This window comes from Streptomyces ambofaciens ATCC 23877 (assembly GCF_001267885.1).
Lineage (GTDB): Bacteria > Actinomycetota > Actinomycetes > Streptomycetales > Streptomycetaceae > Streptomyces > Streptomyces ambofaciens.
This window is the reverse complement of sequence record NZ_CP012382.1, coordinates 2,280,561-2,295,110: the sequence shown is the minus strand read 5'-3', so window position 1 is coordinate 2,295,110 and position 14,550 is coordinate 2,280,561. Positions and strand designations below refer to the sequence as shown.

Sequence of the window (14,550 nt, the reverse complement as noted above, 5' to 3'; positions counted from 1 at the left end):
GGTCAGCCTCCTTGGACAGCGGTGAGGACCTCGACGCGGTCGCCCTCGGCCAGGGCGGTGGCGGACCACCGCGCGCGCGGGACGACGGTCTCGTTCAGGGCGGCGGCGACTCCGGACGGCGCCGCGGTGAGCGTGCCCACCAGGGCGTCCAGGGCCGTGCCGGGAGCCACCTCGCGCGGCTCGCCGTTGACGGAGATGTTCATGCGGACTGCTCCGAGAGTGCGGGAGCGGCGCTGAAACGCCGCGGGGTGAAGGGGCGGGCCTCGGCCGGCAGCTCCCCGGTGGTCAGGACGTGCGCCATGGCGTCGCCGGTCACCGGGGTGAGCAGGACGCCGTTGCGGTAGTGCCCGGTGGCCAGCAGCAGACCCTCCAGCTCGGTCGGACCGAGCAGGGGGGCGTTGTCGGGGGAGCCCGGGCGCAGCCCCGCGCGGGTCTCGGTCAGGGGCAGCTCGGTGATGCCGGGGACCAGCTCGTGGGCGTCGCGCAGCAACTCGTAGACACCGCCCGCGGTGACCGTCGTGTCCCAGCCCAGCTCCTCGCTGGTGGCGCCGACGACCAGCTCGCCGCTCTCCCGGGGCACCAGGTAGAGCGGGTTGCCGCGCACCACCGCCCGTACCGTCCGGTTCAGCAGGGGCCCGTGCGCCGCCGGCATCGCCAGCCGCAGCACCTGCCCCTTCACGGGCCGCACCGGCGGCAGCACGTCGTCCGGGACGCCCGCGAGCCGTCCGCTCAGGCTGCCCCCGGCCAGCACCACCTGCCCGGCCTCCAGCGCCGTCCCGTCGGCCGTCACCACCCCCGTGGCCCGCTCGCCGCGCCCGACGGTGAGCCGGTCGGCCCACACCCGGTGGAACACCACCCCCGCGCCTTCACAGGCGGCCAGGAGCGCACCGGCCAGACGCCGGGGGTCGACCTGGTGGTCGCCGTCCACCCGGAGCCCGCCGCGCACGCCCGGCGCGAGCATCGGTTCCAGGCGGCGGCACTCGCGCCCCGACAGCCACTCCGAGTCCAGGCCCGAGCGCTGCTGGAGCGCATGCAGTTCCCGCAGGTGGGCGCGGTCGTCGGCGTCCAGCGCGACGGCGAGGGTGCCGCAGCGGCGGTAACCGAGGTCGTGGCCCGTGACGTCGGCCAGCTCGGCCGCGAACCGCGGGTAGCGGCGGGCCGAGGCGAGGTTCAGGGCGAGCAGCGTCTGCTCGCCGTAGTGCAGTTCCGTGACGGCGGCCAGCATCCCGGCCGCCACCTGGGCGGCCCCGCCGCCCGGCTCGGGGTCCACGAGGGCGGTGACGAGCCCGCGCTGCGCGGCGCGCCAGGCCGTGACCAGGCCGATGATCCCCCCGCCGACGACCAGGACGTCGGATGCACGGGACGACGTGTGTGACGGAGACGACATGGGCGTCCAGCCCCTCCCTTCGCCGGCATGACCCGGATCAGGTTCGTACGGTCGGAGGCCGCCAGCCTCCCTCTCAGCCCGGTGCGTCCGGGCTCCCGCGAGTGCTTTACGTTGGCCACCCTAGCCCGCAGCGCATCGCACGTGTAAGGGAGCCTGTGCCCATGGCGCGTTCACTCGACGGTCTCGTCCTCGCCCCCGTCGCCGACCAGGCGCCCGGTCAGGTGGGCACGCGCACCCGGTTCACCTACCACGAGAGGGACGGCGCCGTGTGGGCCGAGTACGAGGGTGGTGACGTGGTCCGCGGCCGTCTGGTGGGCACCCGGGAGGGCGACCGGCTCGACTTCCGGTACGTGCAGCTCAAGACGGACGGCGGTACGTCCTCGGGGCACTGCGCCTCGACCGTCGTCGAGCTGCCGGACGGTCGGGTGCGCCTGGAGGAGACCTGGGAGTGGGAGTCGAGGCGGGGCAGCGGGACGAGCGTTGTGGAGCAGGTCACTCCGCACGAGCACTGACTGACAGAACGTCAGGTGTCTAAGGTGATCAGGTGAGCGAGCAGACGCAGGAGCGGACCCGGGGCCGGGCGGCGGACGCGGAGCACGGCGTGGTCGTCGTGGGCGCGGGCATGGCGGGCGTGCAGACCGCGGTCGCCCTGCGGGAGCAGGGTTTCACGGGTGCCGTCACGCTGATCGGAGCGGAGCCGCACCAGCCGTACGACCGGCCCCCGCTGTCCAAGGCCGTCCTGCTCGGCACCGCCGAGGGCTCCGCCTTCGACGTCGACTTCGAGGCCCTCGACATCACCCTGCGGCTGGGCTGCGAGGCCCTGGGCGTCCGTCCCGGCGAGCACGTCCTCGACACCTCCGCGGGACCCGTGCCCTACGACGCCCTGGTCCTCGCGACCGGCGCCGAACCGATCCGGCTCCCCGGCGCCGAGGGCGTGCCCGGCGTGCACCTGCTGCGCACCCTGGACGACGCCGAACGGCTGCGCCCGGTGCTGGCCCGCCAGCACGACATCGTGGTCGTCGGCGCCGGCTGGATCGGCGCGGAGTTCGCCACCGCCGCGCGGGAGGCGGGCTGTGCGGTGACCGTCGTGGAGGCCGCCGACCGGCCCCTCGCCGGCGCGCTGCCCGCCGAGGTCGCCGCGCCGATGACCGCCTGGTACGCCGAGGCGGGCGCGGTGCTGCGCACGCACGCGCGCGTGGAGCGCGTCGAGCCCGCCGCTCCCGGGGGGCCGGGCCACGTGGTCCTCGACGACGGCTCACGGCTGCCCGCCGGCGCGGTCGTCGTCGGCATCGGCGCCCGCCCCGCCACCGCGTGGCTCGCCGGCTCGGGGATCGACCTGGGTCCGCACGGCGAGGTGCCGGCCGACGACCGCCTGCGCACCTCGGTGCCGGACGTCTACGCGGTCGGCGACTGCGCGTCCTTCCCCTCCGCCCGCTACGGGGAGCGGCTGCTGGTGCACCACTGGGACAACGCCCTGCAGGGCCCGCGCACGGTCGCCGCCGCCATCGTCGGCGCCCCCGCCGACGAGGCCCCCGAGGCCTACGACCCCGTGCCGTACTTCTGGTCCGAGCAGTTCGGGCGCTTCGTCCAGTACGCCGGTCACCACACGGCGGCCGACACCACCCTGTGGCGCGGTGATCCCACGGGGCCGGCCTGGTCGGTCTGCTGGCTGCGCGAGGACCGCCTGGTCGCCCTGCTCGCGGTGGGCCGCCCCCGGGACCTGGCGCAGGGCAGACGCCTGATCCAGTCGGGTACGGGGATGGACCCGCGGCTGCTGACCGACCCGGCGAGACCGCTGAAGGCGGCGGCGGCCTAGCCCTTCCGCGCCCTTCCGCCCCGGGCCGGGGGCCGTGACGGACGGGTCCGGTTTCCGACTGTCGGTGCCGGATGGCAGGCTTGTGGGCGTGACCGAGATTGACGCAAAGATCGACGCGCTCGTGCCTGCCTGGCTCACCGTCCCCGACATCGCCGAGATGCTCGGCGTCGAGGTGACCCGCGTACGCCAGCTGATCAGGGAAGGCCAGCTCATCGCCGTTCGCCGCGGTGAGAACCGCGCGCTGCACGTCCCGGCGGCCTTCATCGACGAGGACAAGGTCGTCAAGGGCCTGGTCGGGACCCTGACGCTGCTGCGGGACGACGGCTTCACGGCCGAGGAGATGCTGGAGTGGCTCTTCACCCCGGACCCGTCCCTGCCCGGCACCCCCGCCCAGGCGCTGAGTGAGAATCGCGGCACGGAGGTGAAGCGCCGCGCCCAGGCGCTCGCCGTCTGACCTGACCCGACATCACCGCCCGGCACCCGGGTGCGGTACGTTCCGCTGCCGCCGCCCCACCCACGGGCGGCGGTGCGGCCGTCGGCGTACCCGCCCCCGCCGGGGCCCGGGTGCCGCGCTCCACCGGCCCGGGGTGCCCGGGCCGCCGGCCGTGTCCGTACCCGCGGGGCTCGACGCGAGGTGACGGGGCACCACGCACCGCGGCCGCCGAGGCCCGTCAACCGAGGCCGTGCGCCCACCGCGGGCCCACGCCACCGACCTGGGGGAACCCGCATGCCCGCACCAGACGCCACCACCGCCCGCGCCCGGCTCGCCGACGCCCGGCTCTACCTCTGCACGGACGCCCGCCGCGGCCAGGGCGACCTGCCCGAGTTCCTGGACGCGGTGCTGGCCGGCGGCGTCGACATCGTGCAGCTGCGCGACAAGGGCATGGAGGCGGCCGAGGAACTGGAGCACCTCGAGGTCTTCGCCGACGCCTGCGCCCGCCACGGCAAGCTCCTCGCGGTCAACGACCGGGCGGACGTCGCCCATGCCGCCCGTGCCGACGTGCTGCACCTCGGGCAGGGCGACCTCCCGGTGCCCGCCGCCCGCGCGATCCTCGGCGACGACGTCCTCGTCGGCCGTTCCACGCACGCCGGCTCCGAGGCCGACGCCGCCGCCGTCCAGGACGGCGTGGACTACTTCTGCACCGGCCCGTGCTGGCCGACCCCCACCAAGCCCGGCCGCCACGCACCCGGCCTCGACCTGGTCCGGCACACGGCGGCGCTGGGCACCGACCGCCCCTGGTTCGCCATCGGCGGCATCGACCTCGGCAACCTCGACGAGGTCCTGGAGGCCGGTGCCCGGCGCGTCGTGGTCGTCCGCGCGATCACCGCCGCCGACGACCCGGGCGCGGCGGCGGCCGAGTTCGCGAAACGGCTGCGCCAGGCGTAGGGAGGCTGCGCAGGCCGATGCCGGGGGCATGTGTCCAAGGGGTGGACAACAACTCGACAATGCGGACAAATCTTCCGATCCGGTTGGGTGACCGCCGCCCCCTGACTAACCTGCCCGTATGGCCCTCGGAACCGCATCCACCAGGACCGATCGCGCACGCACCGTGCGCGACATCCTGGCCACCGGCAAGACGACGTGCTCGTTCGAGTTCTCGGCGCCGAAGACGCCCAAGGGCGAGAAGAACCTCTGGAGCGCGCTGCGGCGGGTGGAGGCGGTCGCCCCGGACTTCGTCTCCGTGACCTATGGCGCCGGCGGTTCCACCCGCGCCGGCACGGTCAAGGAGACCCAGCAGATCGTCGCCGACACGACGCTGACCCCCGTCGCCCACCTCACCGCGGTCGACCACTCCATCGCCGAGCTGCGCAACATCATCGGCCAGTACGCCGACGCCGGGATCCGCAACATGCTGGCCGTGCGCGGCGATCCCCCCGGCGACCCCATGGGCGACTGGATCCCGCACCCGCAGGGCCTGACCTACGCCGCCGAGCTGGTGGAACTCATCAAGGAGTCGGGCGACTTCTGCGTCGGCGTCGCGGCCTTCCCGGAGATGCACCCGCGCTCCGCCGACTGGGACGCGGACGTCGCGCGCTTCGTCGACAAGTGCCGGGCCGGCGCCGACTACGCGATCACGCAGATGTTCTTCCAGCCCGAGTCCTACCTGCGCCTGCGCGACCGGGTCACCGCGGCCGGCTGCGACACCCCGGTCATTCCCGAGGTCATGCCGGTGACCAGCGTGAAGATGCTGGAGAGGTTGCCGAAGCTCAGCAACGCCTCGATCCCGGCCGAACTGGAAGAGCGGATCCTCACAGCCAAGGACGATCCGGCCGCTGTACGCTCCATCGGTATCGAGTTCGCCACGGAGTTCTGCGCGCGGCTGCTGGCCGAGGGTGTGCCCGGACTGCACTTCATCACGCTCAACAACTCCACGGCGACCCTGGAAATCTACGAGAACCTGGGCCTGCACCACTCACCGCGGGCCTAGACCGGCCGCACATACTTGCGACACACTGCGTAGCGGCCACTGGGAGAGGGGCGTACATGGGCTGGGCGGTCCTCTACATCGCGTTCGGCGTCGTCGCACTGTGGCTGCTCGGCGAGGTGCTGCTGCAGTACAAGGCACGGCTGCGCTGGCGGCTGCTCGCCTTCGGCGGCTTCCTCGGTGTCGTGGCCGGTGTGCTGATGTCGAACGTCGTCGTCATCGGGCTGGGCGCGGCCGCCTTCGCGGTCGGCCAGACCTACGTCACGCTGTCCTTCCGCCGCGGTTTCGAGGCCGGCTGGGCGGTCAACGCCCCGGCGGGCCTGGCCGTCAGGCGCGGACGCCCCGCACGGGGCCGGCAGGAGCCGACGCTGGAGGTCTCCGGCCTCGAAGCGGCCGGGAGCGGCCCGGGCGACCGCGACACCTACGACCACGACGGACACGCGCAGGGCCACGGGACCGGCGGGACCGGCCAGGGGGGCCACTCCTACGGCCTCGACGACCACGACCGCGACGACGTCTTCACCCCGGCCCGCCCCCTCGACGCCACGGCCGCCGAGACGACCGCCGTCTACGAGCCGCAGCCCATGCCGGACGACACCGGGTCCTACGGCGTGTACGCCGACACCGGCTACGGCCACGACCAGCAGGCGCCGGCCGCCCAGGGCGCCGACCAGGCCTACGCCTACGACTACTCCGGCTACGGCCAGCAGGGCTACGGCTACGACACCGGCGGCCAGCAGCAGTACGCCGCCTACTCCGACCCGTACATCGGCACCCACACCTACGGCGGGGCGTCCTACGACACGGGCGGCTACGACACGACGGGCGGCCAGCAGTACGGCCAGCAGGGCTACGGGCAGGACCCGTACGCCGGCGGGGCGCCCGGTGGCTACGGCGGTGAGACCCCGGCCGGCGGCGTCTGGGTGCCGCAGCAGCGCAGCCCCGACGATCCCTACGGCGGCGAACTCCCGCCCGAGCAGACGTATCCCTACCAGGGCAACGGTCAGACGCAGGGCCAGGGCTACGACGAGCAGTACCGCTACTGACGGCGCTCGGGCCGTCCGGTGACCGGCCCCCGGCCGCTCACCGGGAGCCCTGGAACGCCGGTCCCTCCACGACGAGTCCGGCCACCAGCGCGCCCGACATGCCCGCGTGCGGGAGGCCCCCGCCGGGGTGCGACCAGCCGCCCACCGTGAACAACCCCTCCGTGCGCGTGCCGTTCGCCGGGTGCAGCAGCCGTCCGTCCGCCCCCGCCAGCGCCGGCACCGGGACCGCGCCGTCCGCCACACCGGTGGCCGCCGCGACGTCGGCCGGGGTGCGCACCTCGTGCCACAGCAGACGGTCGCGCAGGCCGGGAACCGCCCTTTCCGCGGCGTCGATCAGGTGCTCGGCGTGCAGGGCGAAGGCCTCCGTCGCCGCCCGGTCCGACGCGCCGCCCAGGGCGGGCACCACCGCGGTGAGCGTCACCGCCTCGTGCTCCGCGTCCGGGACGAGCGCCGGGTCGTCGGGCCGGAGCACCGTCACCGTCGGCCGCGCGGCCACGCCGGGCGTGGCGTCGGACAGGCGGTCCCACTCGGTCTCGCGATCCGGGGAATGCACCACCGTCCGGTGCGCCGTCCCCTCCGGACGGCCACCGCGCAGCGCCAGCAGCACCGTCAGCCGGCTCGCCGCACCCCGCTGTGGCGGCACCTCCCCGTCGCCCCGCACCGCCGCACCCCCGCGGAGGCGGTCCAGTACGTCCGGCGCCACCCCGGCGACCACGAACTCGGCCTCGTGCACGGCACCGTCGGCCAGCTCGACGCCCGCCGCCCGGCCGTCCTTCTCCACGATCCCCGTGACCTCGGCGCCGAAGCGGAACTCGACCCTACGGGCCAGGCACCGCTCGTACACCGCCCGCGCCAGCTCCCGCAGCCCGCCGCCGCGCACGTACCACATCCCGAAGGCGTACTCCATGTACGGCAGCACGGCGGCGTTCGCCGGAGCGGTCCGGGGGTCCAGCCCGTACGCCAGCGCGTGGCTCTCCAGGAGGGCGGCGAGCCGCGGGTCCCGCAGCTCCCAGGCACCGACCTCGGCCAGCGTGCCGGCCCGGCGGGTGCGCAGCAGGCGCTTGTGCGGGACCGCCGGATAGGGCTCGCGCGCGGCCAGCACCTCCCAGTTCGGCCACAGGGGCTCCTCCAGGAGGGGGCGGCGGGTGCGGTCCCAGGTCTCCCGGGCCCGCACCAGGAAGTCGCCCCAGCGCTGCCCCGCGGTCGGACCGAGCGCCGCGTCCAGGGCGGCGACGACGCCGGCCCGCGACGCGTTCGGCAGCGAGACCTCCGTGCCGTCCGCGAACACGTGCCGTGACGAGGGGTCGACCTGGACCAGCTCGACACAGGACTCCAGCGGCTCCTTGCCGGTCTTGACGAACAGATCGCGCCAGACCGCCGGCAGCGGCAGCAGACCGGGACCGGTGTCGAAGGAGAACCCGTCCCGCTCGAAGCGGCGCAGGGCCCCGCCGTAGGTCGTCGTCCGCTCGTACACCGCCACCCGGTGGCCCGCGACGGCCAGCCGGGCGGCGGCCGCCATCGCGCCCATCCCGGCGCCGATCACCGCAATCCGTGCCATGCCAGGGACTTTATCCGCCGCCGCCGACAGCCCGGCCCCAGGGGCGGGCACGCCGTCCACCTGCGAGAACGGCCGGCCACGACCCGGAGCTGAGTACCGCGACGGGCGCGCGCGTGACCGGTCGACGGCACCCCGCCGTGAGGCGGGGTGCGCATGCCTGAGTACGCCTACCTAGTCCGTCAGATGAGTACCCGCGCGGATGGGGTCCGACCTGCGAGAACGAGAGAGTGGGGGCACGGAGAGGGGCACGGCTGCGGACCGGCGACACGGGGCGCCGGAACGGAGCCGGGCCCGCGATCCGCTCCTTCCGCCGACCGCGGTCGGCGGGAGCGAGGCACGGGGGAGCCCGGGGGAACGACCGAGCACGGGTGTTCCGGAGGGGGACGTACGGGGGAGAAGGCGCCGGTCCGACGGTGGCCCGCGGGGGACGCGGCCACCACGGACCGGCGTTCTTCGTGTGCGGCCGGCTCCGCGCGGCGCCGGCGTCTCAGGGGCGGCCGCTCACGCGCCCCTGGAGCAGCCGGGAGAGGGCCGCGTGCACGTCGTCGAGGGAGCGTTCCGGCTGGAACGACTTCCAGTCCAGCGCGGCCACCAGCACCATGCCGACCAGAGCGGCGGCGGTCAGCGGCACATCGATCTCCTCGCTGAACTCACCGCTCTCCACGCCCTCGCGCAGCACCCCCTCCACCACCGCGACGGCCTCCTGCCGGACCACCAGCAGCGTCGACTGCCAGGCCCGGTTGGTGCGCCACAGCTCGGCCACGTAGAGCTGGGTGAAGGCCGGGTAGCGGTCGATGAAGGCGAGCCCCGCGCGGATCATCGCGTCCAGGGCGTCCACCCGGCCGCGGCCCTCCCGCGCCGCCTGCTCCGCGGCCTGGCGCAGCGACGCGGTGAGGAGCCCGACACCATGGCGCAGCAGCTCTTCGAAGAGGACGGACTTGCTGGCGAAGTTGTAGTAGACCGTGCCCTTCGCGACCCCGGCGCGCTCGGCGATCTCGTCCACCGTGGTGGCGGAGAAGCCCTGCTCGGCGATGAGGGTCACGGCCGCCTCGTAAAGCTTCTGCCGGGTGGCCTCGCGACGGCTGCTGCCCTGCGAGGCGGTGCTGCTGCTTTCCATGGTCCCGATTGTCACAGCACCGCCCCCGGGCGCGTCACCGCAGGGCCCGCGGCGGTCACAGGGTCAGCTCCGGATGCAGCCGGTCGAGCGTCCACACCTGCCGGCGCCGGGCCGACACCGCGGTCAGCGCGAGGGCCGCCGCGGTGAACGCGGTGAGCACCACGCACGCGTGCCACACGGGCTCCAGCCCGCCGCCCGTGATGAGCCTCCTGAGGGCCTCGACGACGTGGCTCATCGGCAGGAAGGGGTGGATGGCGTTGAAGAAGGCCGGACTGGTCTGGACGGGGTACGTGCCGCCCGCGGACGTCAGCTGGAGCATCAGCAGCGCGAGCACCAGGATGCGGCCCGCCGCCCCGAAGCGGGCGTTCAGCCACTGCACGATCGCCGCGAAGCACGCCGTCACCAGGAACAGGAAGCCCACCGTCCCCGCGGCCCGGACCATCTGCAGGCCGACCGCCCAGTGCAGCACCGCCATCAGGGCCGTCGTCTGAAGGATCCCGATCGCCACGACCGGCAGCCAGCCCGCCAGCGCGATCCGCCGCGCGGACGCCCCCGCGGCGAGCGCCCGCCGGTTCATCGGCGGGATCAGCATGTACGCCACCATGGCGCCCACCCACAGGGACAGCGGAATGAAGTACGGGGCGAAACCGGTGCCGTAGTTCGGTGCCTGATGCAGGGACTCGGAGGCGAGCCGCACCGGGTCGGCCATCACGGCGGTGCGCCGGTCGCGTTCGCGCTCGTCGTAGTCGGGGATCTTCTCCGCGCCGTCGTGCAGCCCGCCGGCGAGCTTCCCGGAACCGTCGACCAGCTTGAAGATGCCGCCGTTCAGGTCGTCGGCGCCGACACGGAGCTTGCCGACGCCCTCGTCCAGGTCCTTGGCGCCGGTCTTGGCCGTGCCGATCCCCTTGTGGATCCTCTCGGCGCCGTCGGCGACCTTGCCGGCGCCCGTGTTCAGGTCGTTGACCTTCTTGACGGCGTCGTCGAGGTCCTCGGAGAGGTGGGGCGCCCGGTCGGAGAGGGCCTGAGCCTGCTCCTGGAGGTCGGCCAGGTTGTCGTCGAGCGTTTTCAACTGCTCCTTGTGGTCGGTGACCAGGCCGCTGAGGTCGTCGGCGACGGTCGCCACGGCCGCCGCGGCGTCCCGGGCCTTCTCCAGGTCCGGGCAGGCCGCGTCGGGCAGCGCGGGGTCCGCACACCGGGTCCGGTACACCGAGGCGAGCGCGTCGGACTCCGCGCGGGCGTCCTTCGCGGCCGCCGGGGCCTTGTCCACCAGGGCGTCGAGGTCCTCGCGGATCGCGCCGGAGGAGTCGGCGACGAACTGGGCCGTCTCGCCGATGGTCTTCTCGTTGTCCTCCAGGAAGGGGCCCACCCGCCCGGCGGCGGCGTTGACCTGGTCGGCGAGCTTCTGGGTGCCGTCGGCGACCTGCCTCGAACCCTTCTCCAGGTCGCCGGCCCCGGTGTCGAGCTTCCGCAGGCCCTTGGAGAGCCTGCCGCTGCCGTCCTCGGCGTCCTCGAGGCCGTCGGCGAGGTCCTTGGAGCCCTTCTCCGCCTTCCCGATGCCGCCCTCCAGCTCGTCGGCGCCCTTGGCCGCCTCCACCGTCTCGCCGTGGATGTCGGAGAAGGAGATGAAGATCCGGTCCAGGAAGGAGCGCGACGCCTTGCCGGACGCCGCCTCGCGCACCTCGCCGAACACGGTCCGCGAGATCTGGCCGACGAGGTAGTTGTTCGCGTCGTTCGTACGGACCCGCAGGGCGCCGGTCTCCGGCGAGTCGCCCCCGCTGGAGGCGATGCGGTGGCTGAGGTCCGCGGGCATGGTGAGCGACAGGTAGTACGTGCCGTCCTCGACGCCGCGGCGGGCCTCGGAGGCGCTCACCTCGTGCCAGTCGAACACCTTGCTCTCGCGCAGCCCCTCGGCGATGTCGTCGCCCGCCGTGAGCTTCTCGCCGTGCGAGGTCGCCCCCCGGTCGTCGTTCACCAACGCCACGGGTATGCGGTCCAGGCGCCCGTACGGGTCCCAGAACGACCACAGGTACAGGGCGCCGTAGAGCAGCGGCAGCAACAAGAGCGCGACCAGGGCGGCCCGCGGCAGCCGTCCGCGCCCGAAGCGCCTGAGCTCAAGGGCGGCCAGTCGCGGCGAGCGCATCGGCGGCCTCCTCCGTCCCGTCGTGCGCCTGGGCGTCCGTCCCGCCCTGCGCTTCGGTGGTCGTCTCGTCGTGTGCCTGGGCGTCCGTCCCGTCTCGCGCCTCCGTGCTTGTCCCGTCGTCCGCCGGATCCGTCCCGTCGTCCGCCGGGTCCGTCCCGTCGTCCGCCGGGTCCGTGCCGGGGTCCGTTCCGGGGGCCGGGCCGTCGCGGCGGGTGGAGACGGTCACCGCTCCCTCGGGCGCCTCGCTGCACACCGCCAGGACCGTGATGCCGGACGCGGCGACCGAGGCCAGCAGGGCCCAGACCTCGGCCCGCTCGGCGGCCGACAGTTTCAGATCGGTGTCGTCGACACCGAGCAACCGGGGGCGGCCGATCAACGCGAGCGCGACCGACAGCCGCAGCGCCTCCGTGCGCTCCAGATCCCGTACGGCGGTCCGGAGCCCCTTGGGCAGCGCCCCCGGCTCCAGTCCGGCCGCGGTCAGCGCCTCGTCGATGCGCAGCCGCTCCTTCGCCGTCCGCTCCGCGCGCGGGAGCAGCAGGCCGCGCACCGAGTCGCCGAACCGGCGCTGCAGCAGCGCACGCTCGCGCAGGTGCTCGGCGACGGTCAGGGCCGGGTCGAGGTCCGTGACGCCCGGTACGTGGGCCAGGGCACAGACCCGGCGCAGGGCGGACATCCGCCGGGGCAGCCGCAGACCGCCCACGGTCGCCGTTCCCTCCGTCGGCCTCATCCGGCCCGTGAGCGCGAGCAGCAGGCAGGTACGCCCGGACCCCGACGGTCCCGCCACCGCGATCAGCGCGCCGGGGTCCGCGTCGACGCGGACCCCCCGGAACGCCCAGCCGCGTGGCCCCCTGAGTCCGAAGTCGCGGGCCGTCACCGCGAGCCCGAGCGGACCGTCCACGCCGCCTCACCCCTTGATCCCCGCCCGGACCGACATCCGGGAAGGTTTTTGAACTGACTGGTCAGTGCAAAAGCTAGCCCGAACCTACGATCGAGGCAAAAGCCCTGGTCAGAACGGATTGTCAGTGGCATACCTCACGATGGGCACATACGGCACCTCTCACAGTGCGTGCCGTCACGAAGACGACAGGAGGATCGTCATGGCCCACTCGTCCGCAGCCGCCGCCCGGCGGCGCCGCGCAGCCGGCCCTGCAACCTCACTGACCGGTCCGGCGAGCGACGTGCACCCCGTGCTGCGCCGGACAACCGCCCCGCCCGCCGCCCTCGACCTGCTCGCGCAGGCCCGGGCCGGTCTGGAGGAGGCCACCGTCCTCGAAACGCCGAACGAGCGCTACGCGACCGCCCATCTCGCCGCACTGCGCACCGCCGCCGCGGTGCTCGCCGCGCGGGGCCGCCCGGAGACCACCCCGCGGGCCCGGGCCCGCATCCGCAGCGCCTGGGAGGTGCTCCCCGAGATCGCGCCCGAGCTCTCCGACTGGAGCGCGCTCTTCGCCTCGGGTGCCCGGCGCCGGGCCCGGGCCGAGGCGGGCATCCAGGGCGCGGCGGGCAGCCGGGACGCCGACGACCTGATACGCGACGTGGCGACGTTCCTGCGCCTGGTGGAGCGCATGCTCGTCCTCCAGCCGGTCCTCCCGCAGCCCCGGCCCGACGCGGACCACTCCGAGGCGGACCACCGGGACTCCGGCCGTCCGGCCCGCCCGGGGCACCCCGGGGACGAGCACCGGGACCCCGCCCGGCCGGCCCCGGACCCCCCGGGGGACGGCCGTACGGGCCGGCGCCTGCCGGACGCGGGGTGAGCGCCCGGGAGCCGCGGGGGTGAGCACCGGGGGCCGCGGGGTGAGCGGCTGCGGGACGGCGGCACGGGGGTGATCGGCCGGCGCACCGGAGGCAATAGGGTGGGAGAAGCCTGAAGCCTGCCCCTTCCCGCACCGGGCCGGGGCGGCAGCCCGTTCGCTCCGCCCGTGCCCGAGGCGGTGCCGCGCCGAGGAGTCAACTGCCGTGTCGGACCCGATGCGCCCGCCCGTCTCCCCCCACCGCCCGCACCCGGCGTCGCCGCGCTCCGAGCCCTCGCGTTCCCGCGCCGCCCTCCGCACCGCCGTGGTCTGGGACGTCCTCCAGGACGCCCTCGACCGCCGGGTCAAGGCCACGGGGCGCCAGGCGCTGGACGTCCTGGACACCGGCGGCGGCAGCGGCAACTTCGCGGTGCCGGCGGCCCGCCTCGGCCACCGCGTCACCGTCGTCGACCCGAGCCCCAACGCCCTGTTCGCGCTGGAGCGCCGCGCCGCCGAGGCCGACGTCGCCGACCGGGTGCGAGGCGTCCAGGGAGACGTCCACGGCCTCTTCGACGTGGCCGAGCGCGGCGGCTACGACGTGGTGCTCTGCCACGGCGTCCTGGAGTACGTGGACGACCCCGCCGAGGGCGTCCGCAACGCCGTCGCCGCCCTGCGCGCCGAGGGCGTCCTCAGTCTGCTCGCCGCGGGGCTCGGCGGTGCCGTGCTCGCGCGCGCCCTCGCCGGGCACTTCGCGGAGGCCCGCCAGGCCCTCGACGACCCGAACGGCCGCTGGGGCTCGGGTGATCCCGTGCCCCGCCGGTTCACCGCCGAACAGCTCACCGGACTGGTCGAGGCCGCGGGGCTGCGGATCGGCGCCGTGCACGGCGTGCGGGTCTTCGCCGACCTCGTTCCCGGGGTGCTGGTGGACACCGAGCCCGGCGCCATGGACGCCCTGCTGAAGCTGGAGGCCGCGGCGGCCGAACTCGCCGCCTTCCATTCTGTGGCCACCCAGCTGCATGTGCTCGGTGAGACCCGAGGGACCCAGGAGACCTGAGCCGCCCCGTGGGGTAAGCCGCTGATCAGGGCCGCGACTGCAGATGGAGTACGCCACAGGCCCCCCGAACGGGGGCCAGTCGCCGTATGATCGAGGGAGACCGCCCGGCATGACGGGTCGGCCGCTGGGGAATGGAAACTTCAGCGACCGGCACGGCCATGACGGAGACCGGTTGGCCAATTGGCGTAATGGGGCGGGTTTCACGGGGGCGATTCCCTGCCTATCCTGAAGGGACCCCCCGGGTCGCCCCGGCGACTGCACGATGAGGAGGACTCC

14 protein-coding genes and 1 riboswitch are annotated in these 14,550 nt (G+C 74.6%); of the genes, 8 read left to right on the top strand and 6 right to left on the bottom strand.

Annotation, left to right across the window (positions count from 1 at the left end; translation table 11 throughout):
• Nucleotides 1-2: 2 nt before the first annotated feature.
• Both thiS and thiO read right to left on the bottom strand, forming a co-directional pair.
• Nucleotides 3-203 carry a sulfur carrier protein ThiS gene (gene thiS, locus SAM23877_RS10335; RefSeq protein WP_053129451.1) on the bottom strand — a complete coding sequence of 67 codons (201 nt, stop codon included), beginning with the start codon at nucleotides 201-203 and terminating at the stop codon, nucleotides 3-5.
• A complete protein-coding gene (thiO, locus tag SAM23877_RS10330; protein ID WP_053129448.1) occupies nucleotides 200-1,387 on the bottom strand; it encodes a glycine oxidase ThiO in 1,188 nt (395 codons plus the stop codon). The genes thiS and thiO overlap by 4 nt, the downstream gene beginning before the upstream one ends.
• A riboswitch (TPP riboswitch) is annotated at nucleotides 1,385-1,496 on the bottom strand. Its footprint overlaps the gene before it by 3 nt.
• Nucleotides 1,497-1,548: 52 nt before the next feature.
• On the opposite strand from thiO, the gene SAM23877_RS10325 reads away from it, so the two are divergent.
• The 6 genes from SAM23877_RS10325 to SAM23877_RS10300 all read left to right on the top strand — a co-directional run bounded on the left by SAM23877_RS10325 (nucleotide 1,549) and on the right by SAM23877_RS10300 (nucleotide 6,675).
• Nucleotides 1,549-1,899 (top strand): avidin-fold protein, encoded by a 351-nt coding sequence (locus SAM23877_RS10325; protein ID WP_053129445.1) that lies wholly within the window; start codon nucleotides 1,549-1,551, stop codon nucleotides 1,897-1,899.
• 32 nt (nucleotides 1,900-1,931) lie between these two features.
• Nucleotides 1,932-3,203, top strand: coding sequence for an NAD(P)/FAD-dependent oxidoreductase (locus tag SAM23877_RS10320; protein ID WP_053129442.1), 1,272 nt, complete (start codon nucleotides 1,932-1,934; stop codon nucleotides 3,201-3,203).
• Nucleotides 3,204-3,291: 88 nt separating this feature from the next.
• A complete protein-coding gene (locus tag SAM23877_RS10315; protein ID WP_053142343.1) occupies nucleotides 3,292-3,657 on the top strand; it encodes an Rv2175c family DNA-binding protein in 366 nt (121 codons plus the stop codon).
• A 273-nt stretch (nucleotides 3,658-3,930) separates the two neighbouring features.
• Entirely contained in the window at nucleotides 3,931-4,590 is a 660-nt protein-coding gene (thiE, locus tag SAM23877_RS10310; RefSeq protein WP_053129440.1) for a thiamine phosphate synthase, read from the top strand.
• 118 nt (nucleotides 4,591-4,708) lie between these two features.
• Complete coding sequence (gene metF / locus SAM23877_RS10305) at nucleotides 4,709-5,632, top strand: methylenetetrahydrofolate reductase [NAD(P)H] (protein ID WP_053129437.1); 924 nt, start codon at nucleotides 4,709-4,711, stop codon at nucleotides 5,630-5,632.
• Between the two features lie 56 nt (nucleotides 5,633-5,688).
• The gene (locus SAM23877_RS10300) at nucleotides 5,689-6,675 is read left to right on the top strand and encodes an SCO2102 family sporulation regulator (protein ID WP_053129434.1); all 987 of its coding nucleotides are present in this window, start codon (nucleotides 5,689-5,691) and stop codon (nucleotides 6,673-6,675) included.
• Between the two features lie 37 nt (nucleotides 6,676-6,712).
• On the opposite strand, the gene SAM23877_RS10295 is transcribed toward SAM23877_RS10300, so the two are convergent.
• From SAM23877_RS10295 to SAM23877_RS10280, 4 genes are all read right to left on the bottom strand, one after another.
• On the bottom strand, nucleotides 6,713-8,233 hold the full coding sequence (locus SAM23877_RS10295) for a phytoene desaturase family protein (protein ID WP_053129431.1): 1,521 nt from the start codon (nucleotides 8,231-8,233) through the stop codon (nucleotides 6,713-6,715).
• A 487-nt stretch (nucleotides 8,234-8,720) separates the two neighbouring features.
• Nucleotides 8,721-9,350: a TetR/AcrR family transcriptional regulator gene (locus SAM23877_RS10290; RefSeq protein ID WP_053129428.1), complete on the bottom strand. Its 630-nt coding sequence runs from the start codon at nucleotides 9,348-9,350 to the stop codon at nucleotides 8,721-8,723.
• Between the two features lie 55 nt (nucleotides 9,351-9,405).
• The gene (locus SAM23877_RS10285; protein ID WP_053129424.1) at nucleotides 9,406-11,490 is read right to left on the bottom strand and encodes a YhgE/Pip family protein; all 2,085 of its coding nucleotides are present in this window, start codon (nucleotides 11,488-11,490) and stop codon (nucleotides 9,406-9,408) included.
• A complete protein-coding gene (locus SAM23877_RS10280; protein WP_053129421.1) occupies nucleotides 11,462-12,388 on the bottom strand; it encodes an ATP-binding cassette domain-containing protein in 927 nt (308 codons plus the stop codon). The genes SAM23877_RS10285 and SAM23877_RS10280 overlap by 29 nt, the downstream gene beginning before the upstream one ends.
• 199 nt (nucleotides 12,389-12,587) lie before the next feature.
• On the opposite strand from SAM23877_RS10280, the gene SAM23877_RS39640 reads away from it, so the two are divergent.
• Complete coding sequence (locus tag SAM23877_RS39640) at nucleotides 12,588-13,244, top strand: SAV_6107 family HEPN domain-containing protein (RefSeq protein WP_053129418.1); 657 nt, start codon at nucleotides 12,588-12,590, stop codon at nucleotides 13,242-13,244.
• Nucleotides 13,245-13,446: 202 nt separating this feature from the next.
• A complete protein-coding gene (locus SAM23877_RS10270; protein ID WP_053129415.1) occupies nucleotides 13,447-14,274 on the top strand; it encodes a methyltransferase in 828 nt (275 codons plus the stop codon).
• Nucleotides 14,275-14,550: the final 276 nt, after the last annotated feature.

Bases quoted from the DNA above. Each gene is read 5' to 3' on its own strand.
- SAM23877_RS10325 (WP_053129445.1), top strand. From the start codon at position 1,549: ATGGCGCGTTCACTCGACGGTCTCGTCCTCGCCCCCGTCGCCGACCAG.
- SAM23877_RS39640 (WP_053129418.1), top strand. From the start codon at position 12,588: ATGGCCCACTCGTCCGCAGCCGCCGCCCGGCGGCGCCGCGCAGCCGGC.
- thiO (WP_053129448.1), bottom strand. From the start codon at position 1,387: ATGTCGTCTCCGTCACACACGTCGTCCCGTGCATCCGACGTCCTGGTC.
- SAM23877_RS10285 (WP_053129424.1), bottom strand. From the start codon at position 11,490: ATGCGCTCGCCGCGACTGGCCGCCCTTGAGCTCAGGCGCTTCGGGCGC.
- SAM23877_RS10290 (WP_053129428.1), bottom strand. From the start codon at position 9,350: ATGGAAAGCAGCAGCACCGCCTCGCAGGGCAGCAGCCGTCGCGAGGCC.
- SAM23877_RS10300 (WP_053129434.1), top strand. From the start codon at position 5,689: ATGGGCTGGGCGGTCCTCTACATCGCGTTCGGCGTCGTCGCACTGTGG.
- SAM23877_RS10295 (WP_053129431.1), bottom strand. From the start codon at position 8,233: ATGGCACGGATTGCGGTGATCGGCGCCGGGATGGGCGCGATGGCGGCC.
- thiS (WP_053129451.1), bottom strand. From the start codon at position 203: ATGAACATCTCCGTCAACGGCGAGCCGCGCGAGGTGGCTCCCGGCACG.
- metF (WP_053129437.1), top strand. From the start codon at position 4,709: ATGGCCCTCGGAACCGCATCCACCAGGACCGATCGCGCACGCACCGTG.
- thiE (WP_053129440.1), top strand. From the start codon at position 3,931: ATGCCCGCACCAGACGCCACCACCGCCCGCGCCCGGCTCGCCGACGCC.